At 63.8% G+C, this 21,827-nt stretch carries 22 protein-coding genes and 1 pseudogene; 1 reads left to right on the top strand and 22 read right to left on the bottom strand.

Going from position 1 to position 21,827, the window contains the following annotated elements; all coding sequences use genetic code 11:
* Nucleotides 1-13 precede the first annotated feature (13 nt).
* The 21 genes and pseudogenes from ACYQR9_RS24125 to ACYQR9_RS24025 form a co-directional block, all read right to left on the bottom strand.
* Entirely contained in the window at nucleotides 14-175 is a 162-nt protein-coding gene (locus ACYQR9_RS24125) for a hypothetical protein (RefSeq protein WP_200919205.1), read from the bottom strand.
* 409 nt (nucleotides 176-584) lie between these two features.
* Complete coding sequence (locus tag ACYQR9_RS24120; protein ID WP_461228288.1) at nucleotides 585-1,589, bottom strand: sensor histidine kinase; 1,005 nt, start codon at nucleotides 1,587-1,589, stop codon at nucleotides 585-587.
* Nucleotides 1,586-2,167, bottom strand: coding sequence for a SpoIIE family protein phosphatase (locus ACYQR9_RS24115; RefSeq protein WP_461228287.1), 582 nt, complete (start codon nucleotides 2,165-2,167; stop codon nucleotides 1,586-1,588). The genes ACYQR9_RS24120 and ACYQR9_RS24115 overlap by 4 nt, the downstream gene beginning before the upstream one ends.
* On the bottom strand, nucleotides 2,164-2,607 hold the full coding sequence (locus ACYQR9_RS24110; protein ID WP_461222446.1) for an ATP-binding protein: 444 nt from the start codon (nucleotides 2,605-2,607) through the stop codon (nucleotides 2,164-2,166). Before ACYQR9_RS24110 ends, ACYQR9_RS24115 begins: the two co-directional genes overlap by 4 nt.
* Nucleotides 2,604-3,047, bottom strand: a complete 444-nt coding sequence (locus ACYQR9_RS24105) for an ATP-binding protein (RefSeq protein ID WP_461228286.1) — start codon at nucleotides 3,045-3,047, stop codon at nucleotides 2,604-2,606. The genes ACYQR9_RS24110 and ACYQR9_RS24105 overlap by 4 nt, the downstream gene beginning before the upstream one ends.
* Entirely contained in the window at nucleotides 3,025-3,414 is a 390-nt protein-coding gene (locus tag ACYQR9_RS24100) for an STAS domain-containing protein (RefSeq protein ID WP_461228285.1), read from the bottom strand. Before ACYQR9_RS24100 ends, ACYQR9_RS24105 begins: the two co-directional genes overlap by 23 nt.
* Nucleotides 3,414-4,271 (bottom strand): STAS domain-containing protein, encoded by an 858-nt coding sequence (locus ACYQR9_RS24095; protein WP_207413257.1) that lies wholly within the window; start codon nucleotides 4,269-4,271, stop codon nucleotides 3,414-3,416. The genes ACYQR9_RS24100 and ACYQR9_RS24095 overlap by 1 nt, the downstream gene beginning before the upstream one ends.
* Nucleotides 4,271-4,645, bottom strand: coding sequence for a response regulator (locus ACYQR9_RS24090; RefSeq protein WP_461228284.1), 375 nt, complete (start codon nucleotides 4,643-4,645; stop codon nucleotides 4,271-4,273). The genes ACYQR9_RS24095 and ACYQR9_RS24090 overlap by 1 nt, the downstream gene beginning before the upstream one ends.
* A 162-nt stretch (nucleotides 4,646-4,807) precedes the next feature.
* On the bottom strand, nucleotides 4,808-6,043 hold the full coding sequence (locus ACYQR9_RS24085; RefSeq protein WP_207413255.1) for a methyl-accepting chemotaxis protein: 1,236 nt from the start codon (nucleotides 6,041-6,043) through the stop codon (nucleotides 4,808-4,810).
* A 3-nt stretch (nucleotides 6,044-6,046) separates the two neighbouring features.
* Nucleotides 6,047-6,421, bottom strand: coding sequence for a response regulator (locus ACYQR9_RS24080; RefSeq protein ID WP_461228283.1), 375 nt, complete (start codon nucleotides 6,419-6,421; stop codon nucleotides 6,047-6,049).
* Nucleotides 6,422-6,548: 127 nt separating this feature from the next.
* Nucleotides 6,549-7,349 (bottom strand): ParA family protein, encoded by an 801-nt coding sequence (locus ACYQR9_RS24075; RefSeq protein ID WP_461228282.1) that lies wholly within the window; start codon nucleotides 7,347-7,349, stop codon nucleotides 6,549-6,551.
* Complete coding sequence (locus tag ACYQR9_RS24070; protein WP_056424942.1) at nucleotides 7,346-7,597, bottom strand: hypothetical protein; 252 nt, start codon at nucleotides 7,595-7,597, stop codon at nucleotides 7,346-7,348. The genes ACYQR9_RS24075 and ACYQR9_RS24070 overlap by 4 nt, the downstream gene beginning before the upstream one ends.
* Nucleotides 7,597-10,251 carry a chemotaxis protein CheA gene (locus ACYQR9_RS24065; RefSeq protein WP_207413251.1) on the bottom strand — a complete coding sequence of 885 codons (2,655 nt, stop codon included), beginning with the start codon at nucleotides 10,249-10,251 and terminating at the stop codon, nucleotides 7,597-7,599. The genes ACYQR9_RS24070 and ACYQR9_RS24065 overlap by 1 nt, the downstream gene beginning before the upstream one ends.
* Nucleotides 10,248-10,631 (bottom strand): response regulator, encoded by a 384-nt coding sequence (locus tag ACYQR9_RS24060; RefSeq protein WP_311274943.1) that lies wholly within the window; start codon nucleotides 10,629-10,631, stop codon nucleotides 10,248-10,250. The genes ACYQR9_RS24065 and ACYQR9_RS24060 overlap by 4 nt, the downstream gene beginning before the upstream one ends.
* Before the next feature lies 1 nt (nucleotide 10,632).
* Entirely contained in the window at nucleotides 10,633-11,508 is an 876-nt protein-coding gene (locus tag ACYQR9_RS24055; RefSeq protein WP_461228281.1) for a CheR family methyltransferase, read from the bottom strand.
* A complete protein-coding gene (locus ACYQR9_RS24050; protein WP_461228280.1) occupies nucleotides 11,508-12,125 on the bottom strand; it encodes a HEAT repeat domain-containing protein in 618 nt (205 codons plus the stop codon). Before ACYQR9_RS24050 ends, ACYQR9_RS24055 begins: the two co-directional genes overlap by 1 nt.
* A gap of 1 nt (nucleotide 12,126) precedes the next feature.
* A complete protein-coding gene (gene cheB, locus ACYQR9_RS24045; protein WP_461228279.1) occupies nucleotides 12,127-13,230 on the bottom strand; it encodes a chemotaxis-specific protein-glutamate methyltransferase CheB in 1,104 nt (367 codons plus the stop codon).
* Between the two features lie 195 nt (nucleotides 13,231-13,425).
* Nucleotides 13,426-15,027 (bottom strand): chemotaxis protein CheW, encoded by a 1,602-nt coding sequence (locus ACYQR9_RS24040; RefSeq protein WP_461222455.1) that lies wholly within the window; start codon nucleotides 15,025-15,027, stop codon nucleotides 13,426-13,428.
* A 30-nt stretch (nucleotides 15,028-15,057) separates the two neighbouring features.
* Entirely contained in the window at nucleotides 15,058-16,989 is a 1,932-nt protein-coding gene (locus tag ACYQR9_RS24035; protein ID WP_461228278.1) for a methyl-accepting chemotaxis protein, read from the bottom strand.
* A gap of 597 nt (nucleotides 16,990-17,586) precedes the next feature.
* Nucleotides 17,587-18,206, bottom strand: a pseudogene (locus tag ACYQR9_RS24030) (IS701 family transposase); the annotation flags it as partial.
* A gap of 65 nt (nucleotides 18,207-18,271) precedes the next feature.
* The gene (locus ACYQR9_RS24025) at nucleotides 18,272-20,137 is read right to left on the bottom strand and encodes a hypothetical protein (RefSeq protein ID WP_461228277.1); all 1,866 of its coding nucleotides are present in this window, start codon (nucleotides 20,135-20,137) and stop codon (nucleotides 18,272-18,274) included.
* A gap of 376 nt (nucleotides 20,138-20,513) precedes the next feature.
* Between ACYQR9_RS24025 and ACYQR9_RS24020 the strand changes: the two genes are divergently transcribed.
* On the top strand, nucleotides 20,514-20,702 hold the full coding sequence (locus ACYQR9_RS24020; protein WP_207411625.1) for a hypothetical protein: 189 nt from the start codon (nucleotides 20,514-20,516) through the stop codon (nucleotides 20,700-20,702).
* Nucleotides 20,703-20,707: 5 nt separating this feature from the next.
* On the opposite strand, the gene ACYQR9_RS24015 is transcribed toward ACYQR9_RS24020, so the two are convergent.
* Nucleotides 20,708-21,513, bottom strand: a protein-coding gene (locus tag ACYQR9_RS24015) for an IS5 family transposase (RefSeq protein WP_461226995.1) whose coding sequence is annotated in 2 segments (ribosomal slippage) — nucleotides 20,708-21,183 and nucleotides 21,183-21,513 — 807 coding nt in all. Because the reading frame shifts where the segments join, the coding sequence is not laid out codon by codon here.
* Nucleotides 21,514-21,827: the final 314 nt, after the last annotated feature.

Genomic DNA, 21,827 nt, shown 5'->3' with positions numbered 1-21,827 from the left:
CGGCGATGCCGGATCAGGCCGTCAATCCCACCAGGGGGCGCTGGGCCTGGCGGGAGATGCTGGCCTGATACAGCTCTGCCTGAAGCCGCGTGAGGCCGCTCACGAGGGCCGTCGGACCCCGATAGACCGTATAGGTGCCGTCATGGGTCGGTTTGACGTGGATCGTCTGGGACATGGACTGTCTCCCGGCCTCGAGGAATCGGTCGATTCATTCTTTCGGAGTAGGTAGTGTTAATCGGGCGTTCATCCGCCGCAAGTGTGGCAGACGCCTATTCAGTCTACATTCGTCATTGCATCGCACTCCGACCCGAGCGGTGCTCACTCACCTCCGGCACAAGAACACTTTCACGATCAACGACGGACAGCAGATTGGTGCGTCGCACAACGATGCATATTCCGCGTCGGTAGCGCCCTGTGCTCAGGCCGATTTGGGCAGTGGCGAAAACTCTTACGGATCATGAGAGCGACCTGACGGTCCACCCTGCGCTGAGCAAGCTGCCGGGCGGAGGCCTCGTCATATCGATGCGGATGAAGCCGTGAGGGGATCACGTAGGCCGCTGCCGGCGAGGTGCGGCGATGGGCTGTCAGAACACCACTGGAAACGACATCGTCACTACCGTGCCGCGCTCGAACCGCGACGCGATCTCGAACTCGCCCGACCAACCCATGACGATCCCCTTGACGATGGCGAGGCCTAAGCCGGTGCCCTGACCCTCGGTCTTTGTGGTGAAGAAAGGATCGGTCGCACAGGCAGCGACCTCTTCGGACATGCCACACCCATCGTCGATCACCACGAGCTGAAGGCATGGCACCTCGGCAGGACCCGCGGTGAAGCGCCGGTTGCAACGGTCGACCCGCACCGTGATGCGCGATGCCTCGGCCTGCATGGCGTTCTGAACGAGATTGAGCAGGATCTGGGTGACCTCGCTCTCCGTGGCGAGAACCGGGCTCTCGGTATCCCGAATCGCGACATCGAGAGGCGGACGCAGCATTGGCTGGAGGAACGCGCAGGCATTCTCCACCGCATGGCCCAAGGATATGGCTTCGGGTACCCTGCGCTCCTGTCTGACATAGGCCAGGATGTTGCGGATGACCCCGACCGCCTGATCGGTGCAGGCGAGGATGGTTTCGAGGTCTGCCCGCTCGGGCGCATTCGCCTCGAAATCCGCGAGCATGATCTCCGTCATGCCATGGACCGGCTGAAGCAGGTTATTCAGTTCGTGCGCCACCGAGCCGACCATCTGGCCGAGGGTCTCGAGGCGCTGACGCTCCCGTTCCGTTCGCTTGCTCTCCTCCTGCCGCTGCCGTTCAAGCAGTTCGAGCTTGCTCCCGAAGGCAATGGCCGCCGCGATGGCCAGGGCGCTCAGACAGGCCGACATCCGGCGGATCATGGCCGGCTCGCTGATGGCGATTCCCATCTCCGAGAGGGATAAAGTGGCCCCCTCGTGAAGGCCGACAATGTCTTCGAGCGAGACACCTGTCGCGATGGCCTCGCGGCCAAGCTCCTCGATATCGACGAGAGCGGCCTCCCCCTCGGTCATCACGTAGGAGGCCATCCCAGCGGCATATCGGTCGAGGAAGGCCTTCACACCACGACTCCGTCGAAGGCGACGCAGAGGACGGAGCAATCGTCGCTCTCGCATCCGAAGCGCGCGAGCAGGCAATCCGCGAGCCTTTGTGGTTCGTCGCGAAACCGCCAGCAGGTCTCGTCGATATCCACGTGCCGCAGGCCGTCGCTCCATAGAACCAGCACATCCGCCGGATCGAACGCGAATGTGAGGGGGCGGATCGCTCGGATTCCCGCCCCGACGATGCCTGCGGCCCCGTCGAAGCGCCGCGTTCGAGCGCCGAATATCCCGCCCTGAATGTTGCCGACCCCCGCAACGGTCAATGTCATCGCGGCAAGGTCGATCTGCACGAGGGTGGCCGCCACGCCCCGTGTGCGCACGATCGCCCGATCGGCCCGTTGCATCCGTTCGGCCAGGCCGAGGCCGGAAGAATCCTCCACGGCGGCCATGAAGGATTCGGCGGCGAGCCGCGCGGAGGTGCCATGCCCGAGGCCGTCCGCCACGGCGATGAGCGTCGCGTCATTCTCCCGCCACCAAGCGACGACGTCACCGCAAGCGGTCTCACCCGGGAATGAGCGCAGGGACGAGGCGATCTTCATATGCGGGTCAGGCTGCAGGCGATGCGGGTTCCCTCGCCGGGACGCGTCGTCACCGCGAAGGTGTCGACGAGGCGCCTTGTCCCGGGCAACCCGCATCCCAGGCCTCCGAGGGTCGAGTAGCCATCCTGCATGGCCAGAGCGAGATCGGGTATGCCGGGGCCGTCGTCCTCTGCGGTGAAGCCGATGGTTGGAATACCGTTCACCAGCGCGGCTATCAGGTGGATGACGCCGCCACGGTCGGCATGGAGGACGAGATTGGTCGCGATCTCGGACACCGCCGTGGCGAAGCCATAGGCCTGCACCGTCTTGAAGCCATGTCGGCCGGCTATATGCCGCGCGGCCCGCCGGGCCTCGGCCACGTCGATCTCCGCGATGATTCGGAACGTCATCGTTTCGAGGGGGGCCTCGTCCGGACGTTCGGATCCGATGGGCGTCGTCATGTATGCCGCACCATCTGCGCCCGGATCATGGTTCGTCCCGGCCGCGTCTCCACGACCATGTCGTCCATCAGCCTGAGGACGGCGGACATGCCGAGACCGAGTCCTCCGCCGGTCGAGAAGCCCGGGGTGAGGGCGGCGGTCACGTTGTCGATGCCGGGTCCCCGATCCTCGATTTCCAGCACGATGGTGCGGGTCAGGGCCGCCACCTGTGTGGTGATGCGGCATTGGCCACCGCCGGCGTATCGCAGGGCGTTGCGGGCCAGTTCGGAGATCACCGTGGCGAGGCGGGTCTGATCGACGGTGCCGAGCCCTATGTTCCGGGCTGCGTCCCGCCCGGCCTGACGCGCGATCAGGATGTCTTCCTGTCCGTGAATCTCCACGACCGATACCAGGATCGCCGACGTCTCGTCGGAAAATTCAGACCTCAGGTGGTTCGTCACGATGACCTCCGCGGGTGGCCATCGCCCTCTGAACCTTCGCGACGCCGCCTTCGAGGTCGAACGCCGTTTCCATCTGAATCAGGTTCTGGCCCATCTCCACCAGAGTCAGCGCCACGGCGGGGCGCATGCCGACGAGTACCGCGACACCGCCCATGATGCCGACCATCTTGGCGGTCTCCGACAGCACCCGCGCCATGTACGAATCCACTACGTCGACGGCGGTGATGTCGATGACGAGCCCATCCGCGCGGTCGTCACGGAGCAGGGCCAGCGCATCGATCTGCAGATCCATGACCTGCTGGTCCGTCAGGTCGGCGGGCAGGGAGGTCAGCAGGACGCGGCCGAGCTTCAGGATCGGGACGCGCATCAGAACCCCGCCTTGCTGGGTGGTGCCTGGCCATCGGCGGAGAGCAGGCGGAAAGCTTCGCCGAGGCCGGCCCGCAAGGTGCCGCGGGTGATCATGCTCGTGAGGTTCACATCGAGCTTCACCAGGGTCTGCGCCGCATCCGGGCTGATGCCGGTGACGATGACCTTGGCGCCCAGAAGGCGCGCCGCCTCCACGGTCTTGGTGAGATGGAGGGCGACGCGGCTGTCGATCACCGGTACTCCCGTCACGTCGAGGATGGCGATGTGGGCTTCCTCCCGCGTCAACGCTTCGAGCAGCCATTCCATGATCTGTCGCGCCCGCTGTGTATCGACGATGCCCACGAGCGGCATCAGCACGATGTGGCGCCAGATCGGCAGGGCCGGTGTCGCAAGGTCGAGAAGCGCACGGCTCTGGCGCTCGATCAGCCGCTCGCGGGTCTCGACGAAGGCCGAGAAGGTCACGAGGGCAACTCTGTCCACCGTGGCATCCAAGTGCGCGAGAGTCTCGAGGAGTTCGGACGAAAGACCGCCGGCTTCGCGCTGGATGACCGCGCTGACGACGGGTTTGAGCGACATGACGAGGGTCGCGGTCTGGGCGGGGGTGTAGCCGTCCCGAGCCCGCGCCGAGCTGATGATGGTGGCCTGTGAGGCGACCTCGCGGAAGCTGTCCTCGGTTCCTTCAATGCCGCTGAGGAAGAACGCCGTCAGCGCGTCGAGAAAGGCGGCGAGCTCGATCCGCAGAACGCGGGGTGAAGCACTCGGTGTCACGCCGGCACCGCGATCGTCGCGTAAACGCTCGATCCATGAATCGATCACCGCATCGCGGTGCTCCGACAGGATACGTCCGAGACTGTGCATCAATTCACTCCCTTCAGACGGGCGGCGAGCAGTTCCGTCACGCAGTTCAAGAGCTCTTGCATGCCCACGGGCTTCATCAGCACGCGGTCGGCTCCGGCCCGGATCGCCTCTTCGGTAGAGAAGAGCTGGGGCATCCGTGGCGCCCCGCCCGTGATCGCCACCAGGGGAAGCGGCCGGGTGCGCGATTTCACGTGCTGGATCAGCGTCAATCCATCCTGTCCCGGCATCCAGAGATCGGTCACGATCAGGTCGAATAAACCCGATCCAAGCGCCTGTTCCGCTTCGCCCACGGAACCGCATTCGGTCACCAAATGACCGCCGCGTTCGAGGAATTTGCGGATGGTCCGCCTGACGACAGGGATGTCGTCCACCACCAGGACGGTTGCCATGCGCGCGTGATCACTTTCTGCTTGTAGACGGTACCAGCGGAGCCAAGAGACCGGACGTTAATGTAGGTTACCATTATCCCGCTCTAGGCGCAGCACGGTGACCCATGGTTTGTGGCTCAGGCCCCATGCGTTTCATATGCAGGGAGCCTAGAAAAGCTCGATCTCGTCGCCGCCTCCGACAACGAGTTTGCGCGGTGGAGATGGGCCATCGGCGTTCGCCACGGCGGCGAACTGATCGAGATCGGGCAACTCGCCCGTGGACTGGGCGGCGTTGCCCAACGCATCGAGATTGTGGCGTGCCGCCGCGAAGATCGTCTCGAGATGTTCGAGACGCTGGCGCGTGACATCCTGGAACTGAATCGAAGCCATAAGCTCGACCACCGGCTGAGCGATGCGTGCGCTTTCGTCCTGAACCTTCACCAGTGTGTCGCGCTGATGCGAGATCAGTCGCTCCATGTTCTCGGTCAGGTCCGATATTGCCGTCGAGATCTTCCCGAGTTCCACACGCTCACCCGCGATGCGGTGACTGACGAGGGTCGTCAGGTTTTCCCGAATCGAGCCACGCAGCGTCATCAAACCCTCGTTGATGCGGGTCGCCGCCTGATCGGAGGCTTGCGACAGCTGCTTGACCTCGGATGCGACAACGCCGAAGCCGGCCCCGAACTCCCCAGCGCGCGCCGCCTCGATAGCGGCGTTGAGAGCGAGGAGATTCGTCCGCCTTGCTATGTCGCGGATACCGCCGACCAGGCCGCTCAGTTGATCCGTCGCGGTTTCCACGTCCTCGAGCCGGACGCGGCACTCTTCGATGTCCCGATCACGGCTTTCGAGAAAGGCCGCGATCAGGTTCCGGTTCGTCACGAGTTGCCGGTCGGTCTCCTCCACAATCTCGATCACGCGGGTGTTGGACCCGGACGAATCGAGGAAGCTCAGAAGGTCCGACATGGCGATGTCGACCGCTCGCAGGCTCATCATGATGTTGTAGGCCGCCGCTTCGGTCTCGGATGTCACCGAAGCGGTGTCACGCGAGGCCCGCGCGAAGAGCTGATCGTAGACGCCGAAATGCTGCGTCAAGGCATGGTTGAATGGCGGAGGCTCGGTGCCGGACGGCCCGTCCGGCGCCTCCTCACCCGCCTTCGCCTCAGCCTGCTCATGGACATCGTCGTCGGCGGCAAGGGCGGAAGCAGGATCGTCGGTTCGACGGCGGGACAGACGTGTCGCAGTGGAAGCCAGCCACGTCGTCGCGAACCCTGCCGCCGCGATGGCGAGGAGGGCCGGGGTGAGGCCGAGCGTGGGCAATCCGGCCGCGCCGACGACGAGGGCCGAAAATCCGGCCGCGAGCGGTGCGATTCGCTCCGGCGGTGGAAGGATGGCTTCCCGCCTCATGATTCAGGCGCCCGGCACGAGCTGGCGAATGACCTTGATGAGAGCGGTCGCATCGACTGGTTTCACAATCCAACCGGTGGCTCCGGCCGATTTAGCCTCGTTCCGTTTGTCCTGCTGCGACTCCGTCGTCAGCATCAGGATCGGCGTGAATTGAAGGCCACGAAGCTTACGCACACGGCGGATCAGCTCGATCCCGTCCATCGCGCCCATATTGAGATCGGTGATGACGAGAGAAGGCTTGGTTCCGGTCTTTAAAGTCTCGAGGGCCTGCTCACCGTTCGCTGCTTTGACAACGCCGAGTCCAGCTTTGGTCAGGATTCCCTCGATGCTCATGAGCATCGTAGGGGAATCATCGACGATCATGATGGTCGCTGCCATGAATGCTCCTTAGACAAATTATAGAAGTCGAGTTCAGACATAATTTTCTGGAAACCACTCAATAGGTGGCAAATCATTGATTAGTGGTTTCATTGTTCCAGATCCATCTTCTTTTCCCCAGCGCATCTCAGGATAAACGGGTATCAAAGGCCTGATCGGGGTTGAGTTCAGGCCAGAGTCCCCCCAGTTCATCCGCCAGCACGCGATAATCGGCCGCACCACGACTGCGCGGGGCGTAATCGTGGATTGGCCGCCGGGCAGCGAAGGCCTCCGCGAGCTGAATGTCGGATCGGATCCCGCTGAGCAGGCGGTCGAAGCCGAACTCTGTGCCGACATCCTGCAGGGTATCCCGGTGATGGCTCGTGCGCGGATTCAGCATCACGGGAAGCAGGCCCGCCAGCGTCAGCCCCGCATTCACCGTCGTGGCGATCCGGAAGAACAGTCGCGTCAGTTGCCGCACGCCTTCGGCTGACAAGGCGTGGGGGATCATTGGGATCAGGACGCTATCGGCGGCCGCCAGGGCATTGACCAGGACCATGTCGAGAGAGGGCGGCGTATCGAGGATGACGAGATCGAACCGCTCGGCGATGGCGGGGGACCGTAAGTTACGTCGCAGAGCCGAGACACTCCGGTCGGCTACGCCCGTCCCGTCGAAGAGCGGGTCGGCGGGCGCCACCGCGACATTGGCCGATACGCTCGGCCGGATGGCCTCCTCGAGCGAGAAGCCCGTCTTGGAGAAGATGTGATGCGCCGTCGGCTCGTCCCGACCCGCCACCACGCCGAATCCGAGCCCGGCATGCCCCTGTGTGTCGAGATCGACGAGCAAGATGCGATGGCCGCGTGCCCCCCACTCCGCCGCGAGGTTGACAGCCGTCGTGGTCTTGCCGCTGCCTCCCTTCCGGTTGGAGATGGCGAGAATGGCGGTCACCTGTCGGCTCCGATCCCGCTGAGGAACGGCATGATTGCCTGGGCGAGCGTGGGATCCGACGGCGGCGCGATGCTGGCCGGCCGTGCGGCCGCCAGCACTTGGAGCAGGGCCGTGTGCAGGCCGGCGCATTGCGTCAGCACGACCTTGGGCACCTTGACCCGGCCGAAGAAGGCCTGGAGGTCGAGGGCTTCCTCCACCGAGCAATGACCTTCGAAATGCACGGTCGTGCGAGCAATTCTCAGCGGCATCAGAGCAATTCCTTGAGGTCCAGGATGAGCAGGACGCGGCCGTCTCCCAGGAGCGCGGTCCCCGAATAGCCCCGCATGCCCGCCAGGGCGCCCTGGAGGGGCTTGAGGATCACGTCCATTCCCTCGCGGAAATCGTCGATGACGAGGCCCACATGACGGCCGTCGATCTGGCAGACGAGGACCGCCTCCTCGGCTTCCTCGTCGCTGCTCCGCTGGCGCGCCGGCACGCCCAGCAGGGTCGACATCCGCATCAGAGGGATGACGATGTCGCGCAGGACAAAGGCTTCGGCGCGCTTGATCCGCTGGATCCGGCTTTCCGGCACCCGGACCGTCTCGGCGATCATGTCCATGGGCACGCCGTAGACGCCATCCGCGGCCTCCACGACCATCACCCGCGTCACCGCCATGCTGAGCGGCAGTGTGAGTCGGGTGGTGGTGCCTTCGCCCAGGCGCGATGTCACGGAGACACGGCCGCCGAGCTTCTCGACCGTGGTCAGCACCACGTCCATGCCGACGCCGCGACCGGACAGGTCAGAGATCTCTTGCGCCGTGGAGAAGCCCGGCCTGTAGATCAGGTTGATCGCCTCCTGATCGGACAGGCGGCCGGCCTCCTCGGCATCGATGACACCCTTCTCAATCGCCGCGGCGCGGATCCGGGCCGGATCGATACCGCGCCCGTCATCCTGCACCTCGATGACCACGCCGTCGGCTTCCTGGCGGGCCCGCAGACGCAGGCTCGCCGTGCGTGCCTTGCCGGCGGCCTCGCGTATGTCGGGCTGCTCGATGCCGTGATCGAGGGAGTTGCGGACGATATGCAGCAGCGGGTCGCCGAGCGCTTCGATGATCGTCTTGTCGGCCGCCGTGTCTTCCCCTTCCACGGACAGGTCGATCTGCTTGCCGAGCTTGCGGGCGAGATCGCGTACAAGACGTGGGAATCGATCGAAGATGTCCGAGACCGGAAGCATCTGGACCTGCATGATCGCGCCCTGCATCTCCTGCGCGAGGCGGTCGATGACAGCGTATTGCTCCTTGATCTCCCGCGACATGTCACGGGAGCCGTAGGTTTCCTCCGCCCGTTTGGCCAGGAAGGGCAGGCTGTTCTTCGAGACTACGAGCTCGCCGATCAGATTCATCAGCAGATCGACTTTGGCTTGCTCGACCTTGAGGGTCTTCTGCGGCGCGCGCACCTCCGAAGCTGCATTCCGTGCGGCTCCGTCCGGCACCGGTGCGGTACTCTTTGGGAGATCGGCAGCCTTCGGCAGGTCGGTTGCCGAGGTAATCGAGGGGAGTGGATCCGAGGGGGGGAGGGTATCCGGCGTCCCACCGCTTTCGAGCACGTCCAGGAAGATCAGGAGCGGAAGCGTCGAGCGGCTCTCATGAGTATCGACGATCGCCTGCTGGAACGCATGACGTTGCGCGTCCAGGCCGAGGCCGACGAGCAGGTTGCCGACCACCGCCGCGACGGAGGCCAGCCGAATCTCGTCATACCCGTCCTTGCCGAGGGCTTGCCGCTGGCCCGCAAGAATGCTGCGTGCCACCGCGCCGTTGGGGCCGTCCAATAGCGTAGTCGGAGCCCCCGACGCAGTAGCGGATACGGTGGAATTCCCTACGCCGCCGAAACGCCCGGTTCCGGCCGCGTCGATCAGGGCGCGGACGAGGTCGTGGTCCGGAGCGGTGGCGGAGGCTGCGTCTTCGAGCCAGGAAAGGGCGTCGTTGCGCCATAGACCCGGCCCGGTGAAGCTCCGAAGCGTCGCCGCGCTGGCACGGATGGCCGCGAGATCGCCCGCGGCGTGCTGGGCCGAGGCGGCCTCGTAAAAATCGTCCCAGACCGGTCCGTCGCTCGGCTCGCCGGCAATCTGGACGAGGTCACGGGCAGAGACCGGACTGAACGAAACCTGATCCAGCTCGTAGCGTATCGCCTGCTCCACCTCGGTCCGGGGGGCGTCCGTGAGGATGTGGAAGCGTAGGTTGCAATGGTAGGGGTCGAGATCAGCTACCGGTCCCCAGGGCGCCACCGCCTCGATGGTGAAGGCCATGGCCTCGGGAACCTGGAGGGCGGCCTGAAGCGGGTCGGTGCCCGCATAGAAGCAGCCAGGGTCGGGCTCGTAGCACAAGGCCAGAACGGTCGCGCCTCGACAGGCACGACGGAATCCCTCCCGAAGGGATTCCACGGGCAGGCGATGCAGCCAGATCGGCGGCGCTTCGGCCGGCAGCGTTGCGTCAGCCGTCGTGGCGGTTTCCGGCGAATCCTTGGAGGCGACCCGAGCACGCAGGCCCGATGCCATCCGGCTGGCTACGCCATCGGCATCGGCGGGAAGCTCGGCGTCGCCTTCGAGACGGTCGACCCAAAGGCTGACCTGGTCCAGGCTGTCGAGCAGCATGTCGACAAGGCTCGAATCGAGAACGATTTCCTGCGCCCGAACCGCACCGAGCAGATCCTCGGCGGCGTGGACGAGACGGGTCAGCGCGGTCGCGTCGAACAGCCCCGACGACCCTTTCAGGGTATGGACGGCCCGAAACACTTCATTGATCGCAGGTCCGTCCTGCGGGTTCTTCTCGAGCCGCAGCAGGCCGCCGGCGGAGGCCTGCAACAGTTCCCGCGCTTCCGGAATGAAGCGCTGCAGCAAGGGGTTGTTACGGCTCGGGTTGCTCATGCCGCTGCACCGGTGAGAAGGCGGGCGGTCTGGACCAGAGCGACGGGATCGGCGGGCTTCACGAGGTAGAGGTTGGCGCCTGCATCATAGGCTCTGGCGGCATCCTGGTCACCGGCTTCGGTACTGATCGCCACCACGGGAATCGCCCGTAGTGCCGGCTCGTTCCGAAGGCGAGACAGCAACTCGTAGCCGTCCATCTTCGGCATGTTGATGTCGACGATCAGCATGTCGAAACGGCCGAGAAGCGCCCGCTCCAATCCCTCGAATCCATTCGCCGCCTCCTCGACGACGAAGCCCGCCCGGCTGAGCACGTCGCGGTAGAACATGCGCATCGTCGCGCCGTCCTCGACCACGAGGATCTGTTTCTGTTCGGCGCTCATCTCAATCGTTCCCGAGAGGCTTCTGATAGACGATCGTGTCGCCGAATTTGCGCGGCTGAAACATCGACGAGATCCGGCTCATGCTCTCGGAATGCCCGAGGCAGATGAAGCCGCCCGGCGACAGGCAGTCGTAGAGTGCTTCGACGGCCAGCCGGCGCGACACGTCGTCGAAGTAAATCAGAAGGTTACGACAGAAGATGACGTCGACGGCGCGGTAGCGGGTCGTATGTAGGGGGTCGACGATATTGGCGATGGAGAAGTCGACGGATTCGCGTAACTCCTCGCGGAGTTGGAAGCGATCCGGTCCGACACTCTGGAAATACTTCGCACGCAGAGCCGGAGTGAGCCGGTGCAGCGAGCGCTCGCCGTAAATGCCCTGGCGTGCGTCGTTCAGCACGCGGGTATCGATGTCCGAACCCCTGATCTCGATGGCGAAATCATCGGCCCGCGACCAGTTCTCGATGATCTGGATCGCGACGGAATAGGGTTCTTCGCCGGTCGAGCACGGCATCGACCAGATCCGCAGGGTATCGCCGATCTTACGCGAGCGTGCGATCTCCGGCAGCATGCCCTGGACCAGGGCATTGAACTGATAGTCTTCGCGGAAGAAATAGGTCTCGTTCACCGTCATGATGTTGACGAGGCATTGAAGCTCCTCGCCAGAGGCCTGGAAGCGAACCAGATCGAAATAACGCCGGAAGCTTGTGCTTCCCGTCTTTTCCATACGGTCATACAGGCGCTTCTCGACGAAGTACCCTTTCTTGTCGTTGAATAGAATGCCTGTCCTACGATAGAAGAACTCGAAGAAGATGTTGTATTCTTCTTCGCTGATCGGAGGGTGCCCCTGTCTCATCGTCATGGCGCTGGAGAGCGGCATTACAATCCTCTGATCCGGCGGATCACGGCCGAAACCGCGAACGCAATGAAGGGGACGTCAGGGAAACGGCCGGGGAGGGCTTCCAGCGCGGGAATGGCGTGTTCGGTGCCGATCTCGGCCAGTCCCTCGACTGCGGCCGCGCAGACATTCACGTGCTCGTCCTCGGCCACGACCTGCGTCAGCCAAAGCGGCGTGCTGGGATGCGGCAGGAGGCTCACGATGTTCACGGCGAAGATGCGCACGTCGCTATCGGCATCGGCGAGCAACTCGGCGACGAACGGCTCGACCTCGGACGGCATCTCCTGAAGCGCCTCGATGACGGCATTGCGCAGGCCGGTATCCTCGCTGCGCAGGAACGGCAGCAGGCCTTCCACCACGCGCTCGGATTTCAGCCGAATGAGAGACGTGACGATGGCGCTCCGGACACTGAGGGCGCTCTCCACTGCCAGCCGATCGCATAGCAGCGGCACTGCTTCCGGGACCGCGCCGAGGGTCCGAGCGGCACCGCGACGCGCCGAAGCCTCCAGGGAGGCGAGTTCGAGGCTCAGCGTCGCCAGATCGATGGTGGACGCCGTCGCCTGCGTGTCGCCGAGTGCGGCGGGTTTCCTCAGTGCCATCCTAAGCTCCCTGGGCTCGAAGGCCGGCCTGTGGCCGAAGCCAAGCGGTGAGTTGTGCGGCGATGGCGTGGCTCGGCAGCACCATGCTGGCGCCTCCGAGCTTGATGAGCTCGTTCGGCATGCCGAATACGACGCTGGTGTCGGCATCCTGCGCGATGGTCAGGCCGCCGCGCTGGTTGATCCGGGCCATGGCCTCGGCGCCGTCATTGCCCATGCCGGTGAGCTGCACGCCGATGAGCTGCTCGGCCGGAAAATGATCGAGGGCGCTGACGACCAGGCGGGTGACGCTCGGATGCCAGAGATGATCCTGAGACTGGGGCAGCGGGGTCGCCGAATGACCGGTGCCGCGCTTCGTCACGACGAGGTCGGCGTCGCCCTTGGCGATATAGATTGTCCCTGCCGCCAGCGGCGTCTGGCGCGCCGCCTCGACCACGGACATGGCGCAGAGCTCGTTCAGGCGCCGGGCGAAGACGCCGGTGAAGCTGCCGGGCATGTGCTGGGCCACCAGGACCGGCCAGGGGAGATCGGCAGGCAGAAGCGGCAGGATTTCCTCCAGCACGCTCGGGCCCCCGGTGGAGACGCCCACCAGGATGAGGCCCATGCGGCCCCGCGCGCCGGCCCGTACGCGGTTCGAGACGCTGTCGACGGGAGCCGAAGCGGGTGCCGGGCGCCTTGCCCCGATGCGCTGGCGCAGGCCGAGGCTACGCCGGATCCGCACCCGTGCAGCACCGCGGATCTTGGTGAGCAACTCGTGGTGGATGCGGTCGATCGACAACGAGATCGTACCGCCGGGCTTCTGGACGAAGTCCACGGCACCGAGCCGCAACGCCTGGAGGGTCGTCTCGGCGCCTTCCTCGGTGATGGAGGAGACCATCACCACGGGGCGCGGGTAATCGCTCATGATCCGGGAGAGGCAGGTGATCCCGTCCATTTCCGGCATGTTCACGTCGAGGGTGATGACCTGCGGGTCGAATTCCTCCAGGCTCGCCAGGGCCTCGACGCCGTTGCGTGCGGCACGGACGATGAAATCGCCCTGGCCTTCGAGCAACTGGGTCAGATGCCGGCGCATGAGCGCGGAATCGTCGACGATGAGCACCTTGATCATGCAACTGTCTGACGGATGAGGTGAAAAGGAGCAGAAGCGCAAGAACGGCACGATCCGAATTCGTGGATCGATGTCCCGTCCCGCGAAGGTCAGCCATGCCCGGGACCGACCGTCATCCGACGCCCATCGAGGGCGGCCGAACGACGGGCGGATTTCCGGAGCCGCCGGGACCGTGAGGCCGGTCCCGGCCGCGTATCAGTGCGTAACCTGTCCGATGGAAGCCGCTTCGTCGGTGTCCAGAAGCTGCAGGATATCCAGCAGCAGGATCATCCGCTTCTGATCCTCGAGGTTGGCCACCCGGCGGATCAGTCGCTTCTGCGCATCCGAGAGGTGAGGGGCATCTCCGATCACCTTGCCGGAGATACGCATCACCTCGGACACGGAATCCACGATGAAGCCCGTGCGCACGTCGCGGATCGTGAAGACCATGATCCGCTGGCGGTCGCTGCGGTCGGCCTGGGCAAGGTTGAAACGCCGCCGCTGGTCGATCACCGGCAGGACGACGCCCCGGAGGTTGATGACCCCCTCGACGAAGGCCGGTGCGCGGGGGATTCGGGTCAGCTCGTCGGGGACGCGGACGATCTCCTGCACGGCTTCGATCGGGACGCCGTATTCCTCGTCCATCAGGCGGAACACCACGAACTGTTCCTCGTCGAGGCTGTCCTGGACCGTCTCCCGCTCAGAACCGGTGCTGGTGCCCATCATCGTCTCCCCGGCCTTCACGGCCAACCGCAGATCGGCGGTGTCGAACATCCGCCCCGCCGAGAGGACCGAAACCAGGCGCTTGCCACCCTGAAGGCGGCAGATCGCCTGGATCTCGTCCATTGTGCCGTCATGGCTGAGAAGGGTCGGCATGGCCTCCACGAGGCTGCGGTTGACCCGCAGGACCTCCTTGACGCTGTCCATCACGACGCCGACCGAAAAGCCGGACTCACCGCCGAGGGACACCACCACCACCTTGTCGGTGCCGCTGAACGCTTTCGCGGGCAGGCCGAACATCTCGCGGAGCGAGACGAGCGGCAGGAGTCGGTTCCGCAGGGTGATCACTCCGAGCACATGGCCGGGAGTGTTCGGGATCTGAGTCACGTGCTCGGGGAGCTGCACGATCTCCTGCACCTGCTCGATGGGAAAGGCGTATTCCTGCCCGGCCACCTCGAAGCTGACGAGCTGGTCCTCATCGACCACCGCGTCGACCGATACGGAGACGGATGCCGTCCCGTCCGAGCCGATGAGGCCGCCCGCCGAAGACCGCTGGGCAGCGATGGAGCTGAACTCCCGCTGCACCAGCTGCACCGAGTCGAGGATCATGACCATCGATCCGCCCTTGGCGTCCTTGATCATGCCGGTGAGCAACTCGGTATCGACGGTGCCGCGGAGCGAGGAGGCGGGCTCGATCCGCTCTGCATCCACGGTCACCACATTGGCCATCCGATCGACGACGAAGCCGATCGGACTGCCCTGGTCGAGCACCACCACGCGGGTCGCGTCGTCGTGGAGCACCGGCGGGAAGTTCAGCACGTCCCGGAGGTTGAGGACGGGTAGGACCGTGCCCCTGAGGTTGGCGAGGCCGAGGAGGGAGCCCGGGCTGAGGGGGACTCGGACCACGGTCGGGACCCGGATGATCTCCTGGACATCCGAGAGGGAGACGGCGAACATCTCGGTCTCGATGTGGAAGATCACGAATTGCCGCGCTTCCGTAAGTGCCGCGTCCGAGACCGGCGGCGGGGCGGCGCGAGCCGCTGGAGGCGCGAACTTGGCCTCCAACGTTTCTAACGCCTGGGCAACTGCTGGTGCCATGGGGGTATCGTCCCTTCGAGAGAGCTCGGTTCAGGCGGCCTGGAGCTCGTCGGCGAGGGAGGCGATCTCTTCGATGGCCGCGGCGAGTTGTTCGGCGCCCTTGGCCTGCTCGCGGGCCGCGTTGCCGGCTTCGCCCGAGGTGCGCACCGCCTGCTGGGCCGCCGCCGCCACCTGCTCGACGGCGGTCTGAACCTCCGTCACCATGCGGACGATCCCGTCCGAGCCGTTCAGGATCTCGCGGTTGCCGGTGATGATGTCGCCCATCTCCTTGGCTACCAACTCCAGGTTCTTGGAGATGATCGCCGACTTCTCCACCTCGACGACGGCCGCGTCGGCGATTTCCTGGATATCGCCGCGCACGAACACGACCGTGTCCTGAATCGCCTTGACGGTATCCTTGATCCGCTCGGCATTCTCTGCGGAATCCCGGGCGAGGTTGCGGATATCCGTCGAGACCACTGCGAAGCCCTTACCGAACTCGCCGGCCCGTGCGGCCTCTACGGAGCCGTTGACGGCCAGCATGTTGGTCTGGATCGAGACCGTGGTGATTGCATCGACGATCTTGTCGATGCGGCGGCTGACCTGTTCCAGGGCCGCGATCTGATCACGGCTGAGGCGACCGGCCTCGACGGATTTCTGGATTCCGCTCACCATCGTGTCCACCAGGGACTTGTTGTCGGTCAGGATGTCGGCGATGGACTGCGCCTTCTCGACCGCAGCCGTCGCGAAGGCGCGCGATGTCTGGGTCCGCCGCTCGATCTGGGTGATCGCGGCGGAGGATTGCTGGGTGGCCGCCGATTGCTGCTGTGCGCCCTTGGTGATCTGGTCCAGGGCGGTCATGATCTGGGTCGACGCCCGGTTGATCTCTTCCACGGCGCTGGACAGTTCTTCCGCTGCGGAGGCCACCTCTTCGGCGCTCTTGCCGATATTGGCGCTGCTCTTGAGCTCTTCGGCGAGTTCGGAGAGCTCCTGGGACGCCTGTTCGCTCTGCGACAGGGCCGTCGTCTGCTGCTCGATCATCTTGGCGGCCTCCTGGCAGGCGGAACCCTGCTCTTCGGCCGCCGCCGCGATGATCTCCGCGCCCTTCTGAGACTCCTTGGCGGCGATGCCCGATTCATCGGCCGCCTTCGCCATATCGCGGCACCCGGTGATGATCTCGGCCATGTCCTGACGGATGCGCTCGAGCTGCCCCGTCACGGTCACGCCCTTCTCGGCCTCGCTCCGCGAGGAGGCGGCCGAGCTACCGATGCCGTCCGCCACGATCTTCACGTCGCGCTGGATCTGGGCGACCAGCTCCTGGATGTCCCGGGCCGACTTCTCGCTGGTTTCGGCCAGGGTCCGTACCTCGTCGGCGACGACAGCGAAGCCCTTGCCGTGCTGGCCGGCGCGGGCCGCTTCGATCGCCGCATTGAGGGCGAGTAGGTTGGTCTGATCGGCGATACGCGCAACGGCTTTGACGATCTCACCGATGGTGGTCGCCTGCCGGTCGAGTTCCTCGACAATCTTGACGGAGGCTTCCTGGCGCTCGGATGCCTTGGCGATGGCCGCGATGGTGTTGCCGATCTGGCCGGCGGTCTCGGCGAGCAGGGCGGACAGGTTCTCGGTCTTACGAAGGGGCAGATCGGCATTGTCCTTGGCGGCGAGAATCAGGATTGCCCCTTGGTTCACCGCTTTCATGGTCTCCTGCGCGGCGCTGGCTGCCTCCTCGGCTCCGACGCCGATCTGCTCTGCGGCCTTGCGCAGTTCTTCCGCGGCCGAAGATGCCTCGGCGACGCCGCTGGACAGCTGCGAGGTCGCCGAGGCGATCAGCTCCGCAGCCTTCTGCTGGCGTGCGAAGGTCCGCGCCTTGCGCTTCTCGGCTTCCGCCACGAGATGCGATTTGGCCGGAGGCGAATGACCCTCATCCCGCATGCCATGGGAGACGGGCAGAGCGCGCATCGTCGCCTTCTTCGCAAGAGCCATCTGAGTAAGACCTTCCCAATGTAGCAAGCGGTTGGGAAGGCTCGCTTCTGCTGAAGGCGCTCCAAACCCAAGATAAATTTGAGATTTCCCGGTGGGCTGTGGTCGGAACCAAAATTTACTTAAGTAATGTTCCGTTCCAGCGCGATCTAATTGGCCTATATGAATTAAAAAACAGTTAATGCAGGCATTAAGCTCGCTTAATGGAACTCCGATAGGCAAACGTATTCAATTTGCTGAAATATACCTGTAAATAGTATCCCGCACGACGCATAATGGTGACATTAGATATCGATTGCCGATTTGGTTTGACGGGTTCCTCGGATTGAGGATCGCAAAGCGTTAATTCGCCAATTTTGCTTCGCGATGAGGCTGAACCGCCTCTACGAATTGCTCGAGCTTCCGCACAGAAACGCGACGTCAACGCATGCGGCGAGTCAGCCGACCTGTTTCATCATGTAATCCGTTGGGCATGCCAGAACGGGGCTGACCATGCGACCTTCTGGCTCATCATTCGAATGCGGGATGCAGACCGCCGGCGCGGACATGCGGAGCATGTCGTTGGCGATATCGAACAGGTCCGCACGTTGACCGACGTGAACCGGGATCGGCCAGCACCGTACCAAAGCGCAGCCCCTCCGCCCTCAGGCGATCGAGTTCCGACTGAGCGATCTCGCCCTTGCTCCGTGGCGCGGTCGCGGGCTCGGGCCCGCCCGCCCGCCCGCACCGCTGCGAATTGCTCGTCCACGCTTGCGGAAGGAAGAGGCGCAAGCCCACCGGCACGGCCACCTCGCCCTGTGCCAGGGTGAGCGAGACCAGAGACTGACAGTTGGCCTGCTTGCCCAGCGCGCCGCAGTCTTGTCGCGCCACCCCGACCGAGCGCGTGCCCTTCTTCGGCAGGGCGGTGTCGTCGATCACCACAGGCATCGGGGCCGCCCACCAGCCGATCCGCCTGGCGGCCCAGTTCCCTCCAGAGCCGCCCGCAGTCCCAGGCCGAGCTGGCGATGAAGTGCTGCAGCTGATCGTGGCCCGGCAGCCCGAGGCGCGCCGCCATCGGCTGCAGGCTCTTGCGATCACCCGGACCGAGCAGGCCACGCAGGTAGAGCGGCGCCCAGGTCCTCCGGGTCTTGCGGCCCCATCACCGCCAGGAACGGCGCCAGCCACGCATCGAGCTCGTTTGTCCCTTGGCGATCCTGATCCACCGCTGCCTCTCGAACCATCAAGGATGACAACGCGTTGCGACCGGTCAAAATGCCCAGGTAGCGCTAGGAGATGGGAGCTGAACTTAGGTGAGGAGGAACCCGAAATCGTTCGCATCCAGCGACGAGGCGGCAACATCATGAAGGATGATCTTGTTGCCTGACCCAGCGCCGTCGAAGGTGATGAGCGTACTCGCTCCGCCATTCAGTCCGCCGATGTTAATATCAGTGAAGCTGTTGACGAGGGCTGACACGTCAAAATGGTCTGCGCCTGACTCAAAGCCATAGACATTGTCGCGTCCAAAGTTCGCTTTGAAAGTGAAGGTATCAACCCCTGCGCCGGCATAGAGTTTGTCGCTCCCGGTGCTACCGTCAATGACCGTGTCACCCGCGCCGGCCGTGATCGTGTCGTTACCCTTGGTGCCCGTCACCGTAGCGAGCGTCGTTTCGGCATTCTGTACAGCGATCGCGACTTTCGTACTCACACCAGACATATCGAGGGTCAGCGCATCGCGCACATAGACCGTCTCGATCTCCTTGAAGTTCGTGTCGGTGAACGTGAAGGTTTCGATTCCTAGAAGGAAGAGCTTGTCGTTGCCGGCATCCCCCTGGACCAGCGTCGGCGCCTCGATGACCACCAGCCTATCGTCGCCGACTCCCGCGACCAGCGTGTCGGAGCCAGCGTCTCCGCGCAGGGTATCGTTGCCCTCGCCTCCAAAAAGCCGGTCATTTCCCGCCCCCCCAGCGAGGACGTTGGCCGTCGCATCGCCCGTCAGCGTATCCGCGTTCTGGCTTCCGCGAACGTTCTCGATATCGGTCAGGCTATCGCCTTGCGCGTCACCCCCGCTGTAGGAGCCCGTCGCCAGATTGACGGTCACACCGAGGAGGGAATGCTCGTAGCTCGCCGTGTCGCTGCCACCCGCGCCGAAAAGCTGGTCGGCTTTCGCGCCGCCTTCGAGCACATTGGCCGTCGCATCGCCCGCCAGAACGTCTTCGTATCGACTGCCGCGAAGGTTCTCGATGTCGGTCAGGATATCGCCCTCAGCGTCGCCACCGGTGTTGGCCCCCGTCGTCAGATTGACGGTGACACCGAGAAGGGAATGCTCGTAGCTCGCGGTATCGCTGCCACCCGCTCCGAAAAGCTGGTCGGCTTCCGCTCCGCCTTCGAGGACGTTGGCCTTTGCATCGCCTGTCAGGAAATCTGCGTAGCGACTGCCCCAAACGTTCTCGATGCTCTCAAGGATGTCGCCTTCTGCATCCCCACCAGTGTTGACCTTGGTCGTCAGGTTCACGCCGACAGAAAAGGCTGACGTCTCGTAGCTCGACGTGTCGATACCGGCGCCACCTCGGATGACGTCGGCGCCATTGAGACCTTCGAGGATATTGTCACCCGCATCGCCGACCAAGATATCGAGGAAACGAGTGCCGACGGCGTTCTGAACGTCGATGAGAGTGTCATGAAAAACGAAGCCTGTCCTATTGTAGGCTTCGCGTTCGTCAAGAAAGACCTCGACCCCTAAAGTGTCGGGCTCGTTCGGCCCATCATAACCTATATAACTGGCGGTATTGTTTCCGGCACCGCCTCGAATGATATTGGTGCCGAGATTGCCGACCAAGGTGTCGTCACCGCCGCCGCCATTCAATACGTCGTTGCCTGAGCCACCGTATATGAAGTCACCAAGTTTACTGCCTTGCAGAACGGAATCGCCAGTCCTGTCGTTGTAGAAGAGCAATAAAGGTCCTACTTCATCGGCAACATTTATCTGCGCGCCGCCGCTTGGATAGGTATATTTTACTGAAGGGGTTCCCCCTAATGATAAGCCCAGGAACCCGCCGACGAAGCCTACCTTGAGAGGCGCGTCTATATTTGAGTCTGGATCGGCGCTATTGCTCAAAACAATCAAGTTTTTGAGGCGACCGTCGTCCAAAATTGCTAATCCCGCCTGGCTCATAGTGTAAAATCCTATCTCGGCGCAGTTCAGGCGCACTAATTTTTCTGAATATACAGACCTCACAATGGACAAATTTGCACCAAGCGCCCGTCGTCACGGTCGCTTCACAGGGAAATCCAGATTGTGATCCGATCATCAAGGCACTGTTCAATTGCTTGCACACATGCCTATGTCGGAGGAGGGGATACAATGAGGGCTGAGACGCCAGGAATAGAGAAAGGCGGTTCGATCAAGCAAAATTTGATGGTGTGCCTAAATTGATCCTCTGGGTTTTCTCGCAAATTGTAAGGCCATCAGAGAAGCTTGGCGTGGCCCCTGGATCGTTTTGTGCACTGCTGACGTTTCTTGTGGTGCGTTACAGCATGAGTGTGCCGCAATGCTGTCGTTGCTCGAAGCCGCCGAAGACGCATTGACTGCCATGGCGCATGCGGAGAGGAAAGCCATCGATCTTCGCTTGCAGATGTCTCCAGACGAGGACGGAGTCAGCTTCTGGGCAGCCGTGGCCAAGCTCTATGCCTGGGATCAGGCGAAGCCTGTAGAGGTCCCTGAGGAATGCGCCTTTTAGAGCGCCTAACAGAACCGTTTGATCTGGTTGAGAGTGATGAGGCTGGTCGCGAGGCTGGTGAAGGCCTCGTAGATGTCTGCACGTCGCTCGTAGCGGACGGGCAAGCGGCGGAAGCGGTTGAACCACGCGTGGGTACGCTCGACGACCCAACGATGCCGACCGAGTTTCTCGCTGCTTTCGATACCCTTCCGCGCGATGCGCGGGACGATGCCCCGCGCCCGGCACTCATGGCGGCGGGGTCGGGCATCGTAGGCCTTGTCGGCGTGCAGCTTGTCCGGACGGCGTCGCGGTCGCCCTCGTCGACCACTCCGCAGAGGCGGAATGGCATCGAGGGTGGCCGCCATCATGACGGTGTCGTGTCTGTTGGCCCCGCTCAGGCAGAAGCCGAGCGGCGTGCCGCGCGCGTCGGTGACGAGGTGGCGCTTCGTGCCCGGCTTCCCCCGGTCCGTCGGGTTCGGGCCGGTGGCAGGCCCCCTTTTTTAGCCGGGACAGACGCGCTGTCCAGGCAAGCCCGGTTCCAGTCGATCTCACCCGCTGCGTGCAGGCGCTCCAGCAGCACGTGATGCAGGCGGCTCCATACGCCCGCCGCTTGCCAGTCCCGCAGCCGCCGCCAGCAACTCATGCCGGAGCCGCAGCCCATCTCGGCCGGTAGCATCTCCCACGGCAGACCCGAGCGCAGCACGAACAGGATGCCCGTCAGGGCGGCCCGGTTCTCGATCGGACGACGCCCGCCCTTCGGACGGGGCCGAGGTGGCGGGAGGAGCGGAGCGATCTCATCCCAGAGATCATCGGGGAGAAGCGGTCTGGCCATGCCAAACCAACGCTGAACTTCCAGCTTCGTGCCGTTCTGTTAGACGCTCTTAATATTGGGCTATGACAGCCCATATATGAGTAAGGAGCGCCGCCAGCTTGGCCCGCATCTGTATGGCCTTGATGGCAACTCGCTCGGAGCAGGGCTTTCTCCCCTTCACTCTTACTGTCGCCCATCGAGCCTGCCTAGCATCGCCGTAGCGTCTTCCTCTGCTGCGATCCGCGATCGAGCGTATCGAGAACCCTTGGACCATCGATGGTCTGGGCGTCACCAACGTTCGTTCTCAAGTGGTCATCCTCTTCGGCCTGCGGATC

The organism is Methylobacterium sp. CM6241 (assembly GCF_054817845.1).
Note: the sequence above shows the minus strand (reverse complement) of the source record. Positions and strands in the feature narration are given on the sequence as shown.

Bases quoted from the DNA above. Each gene is read 5' to 3' on its own strand.
- ACYQR9_RS24125 (WP_200919205.1), bottom strand. From the start codon at position 175: ATGTCCCAGACGATCCACGTCAAACCGACCCATGACGGCACCTATACG.
- ACYQR9_RS24115 (WP_461228287.1), bottom strand. From the start codon at position 2,167: ATGAAGATCGCCTCGTCCCTGCGCTCATTCCCGGGTGAGACCGCTTGC.
- ACYQR9_RS24110 (WP_461222446.1), bottom strand. From the start codon at position 2,607: ATGACGACGCCCATCGGATCCGAACGTCCGGACGAGGCCCCCCTCGAA.
- ACYQR9_RS24100 (WP_461228285.1), bottom strand. From the start codon at position 3,414: ATGCGCGTCCCGATCCTGAAGCTCGGCCGCGTCCTGCTGACCTCCCTG.
- ACYQR9_RS24095 (WP_207413257.1), bottom strand. From the start codon at position 4,271: ATGCACAGTCTCGGACGTATCCTGTCGGAGCACCGCGATGCGGTGATC.
- ACYQR9_RS24085 (WP_207413255.1), bottom strand. From the start codon at position 6,043: ATGAGGCGGGAAGCCATCCTTCCACCGCCGGAGCGAATCGCACCGCTC.
- ACYQR9_RS24080 (WP_461228283.1), bottom strand. From the start codon at position 6,421: ATGGCAGCGACCATCATGATCGTCGATGATTCCCCTACGATGCTCATG.
- ACYQR9_RS24070 (WP_056424942.1), bottom strand. From the start codon at position 7,597: ATGCCGCTGAGAATTGCTCGCACGACCGTGCATTTCGAAGGTCATTGC.
- ACYQR9_RS24065 (WP_207413251.1), bottom strand. From the start codon at position 10,251: ATGAGCAACCCGAGCCGTAACAACCCCTTGCTGCAGCGCTTCATTCCG.
- ACYQR9_RS24060 (WP_311274943.1), bottom strand. From the start codon at position 10,631: ATGAGCGCCGAACAGAAACAGATCCTCGTGGTCGAGGACGGCGCGACG.
- ACYQR9_RS24055 (WP_461228281.1), bottom strand. From the start codon at position 11,508: ATGCCGCTCTCCAGCGCCATGACGATGAGACAGGGGCACCCTCCGATC.
- ACYQR9_RS24050 (WP_461228280.1), bottom strand. From the start codon at position 12,125: ATGGCACTGAGGAAACCCGCCGCACTCGGCGACACGCAGGCGACGGCG.
- cheB (WP_461228279.1), bottom strand. From the start codon at position 13,230: ATGATCAAGGTGCTCATCGTCGACGATTCCGCGCTCATGCGCCGGCAT.
- ACYQR9_RS24040 (WP_461222455.1), bottom strand. From the start codon at position 15,027: ATGGCACCAGCAGTTGCCCAGGCGTTAGAAACGTTGGAGGCCAAGTTC.
- ACYQR9_RS24035 (WP_461228278.1), bottom strand. From the start codon at position 16,989: ATGGCTCTTGCGAAGAAGGCGACGATGCGCGCTCTGCCCGTCTCCCAT.
- ACYQR9_RS24025 (WP_461228277.1), bottom strand. From the start codon at position 20,137: ATGAGCCAGGCGGGATTAGCAATTTTGGACGACGGTCGCCTCAAAAAC.
- ACYQR9_RS24020 (WP_207411625.1), top strand. From the start codon at position 20,514: ATGCTGTCGTTGCTCGAAGCCGCCGAAGACGCATTGACTGCCATGGCG.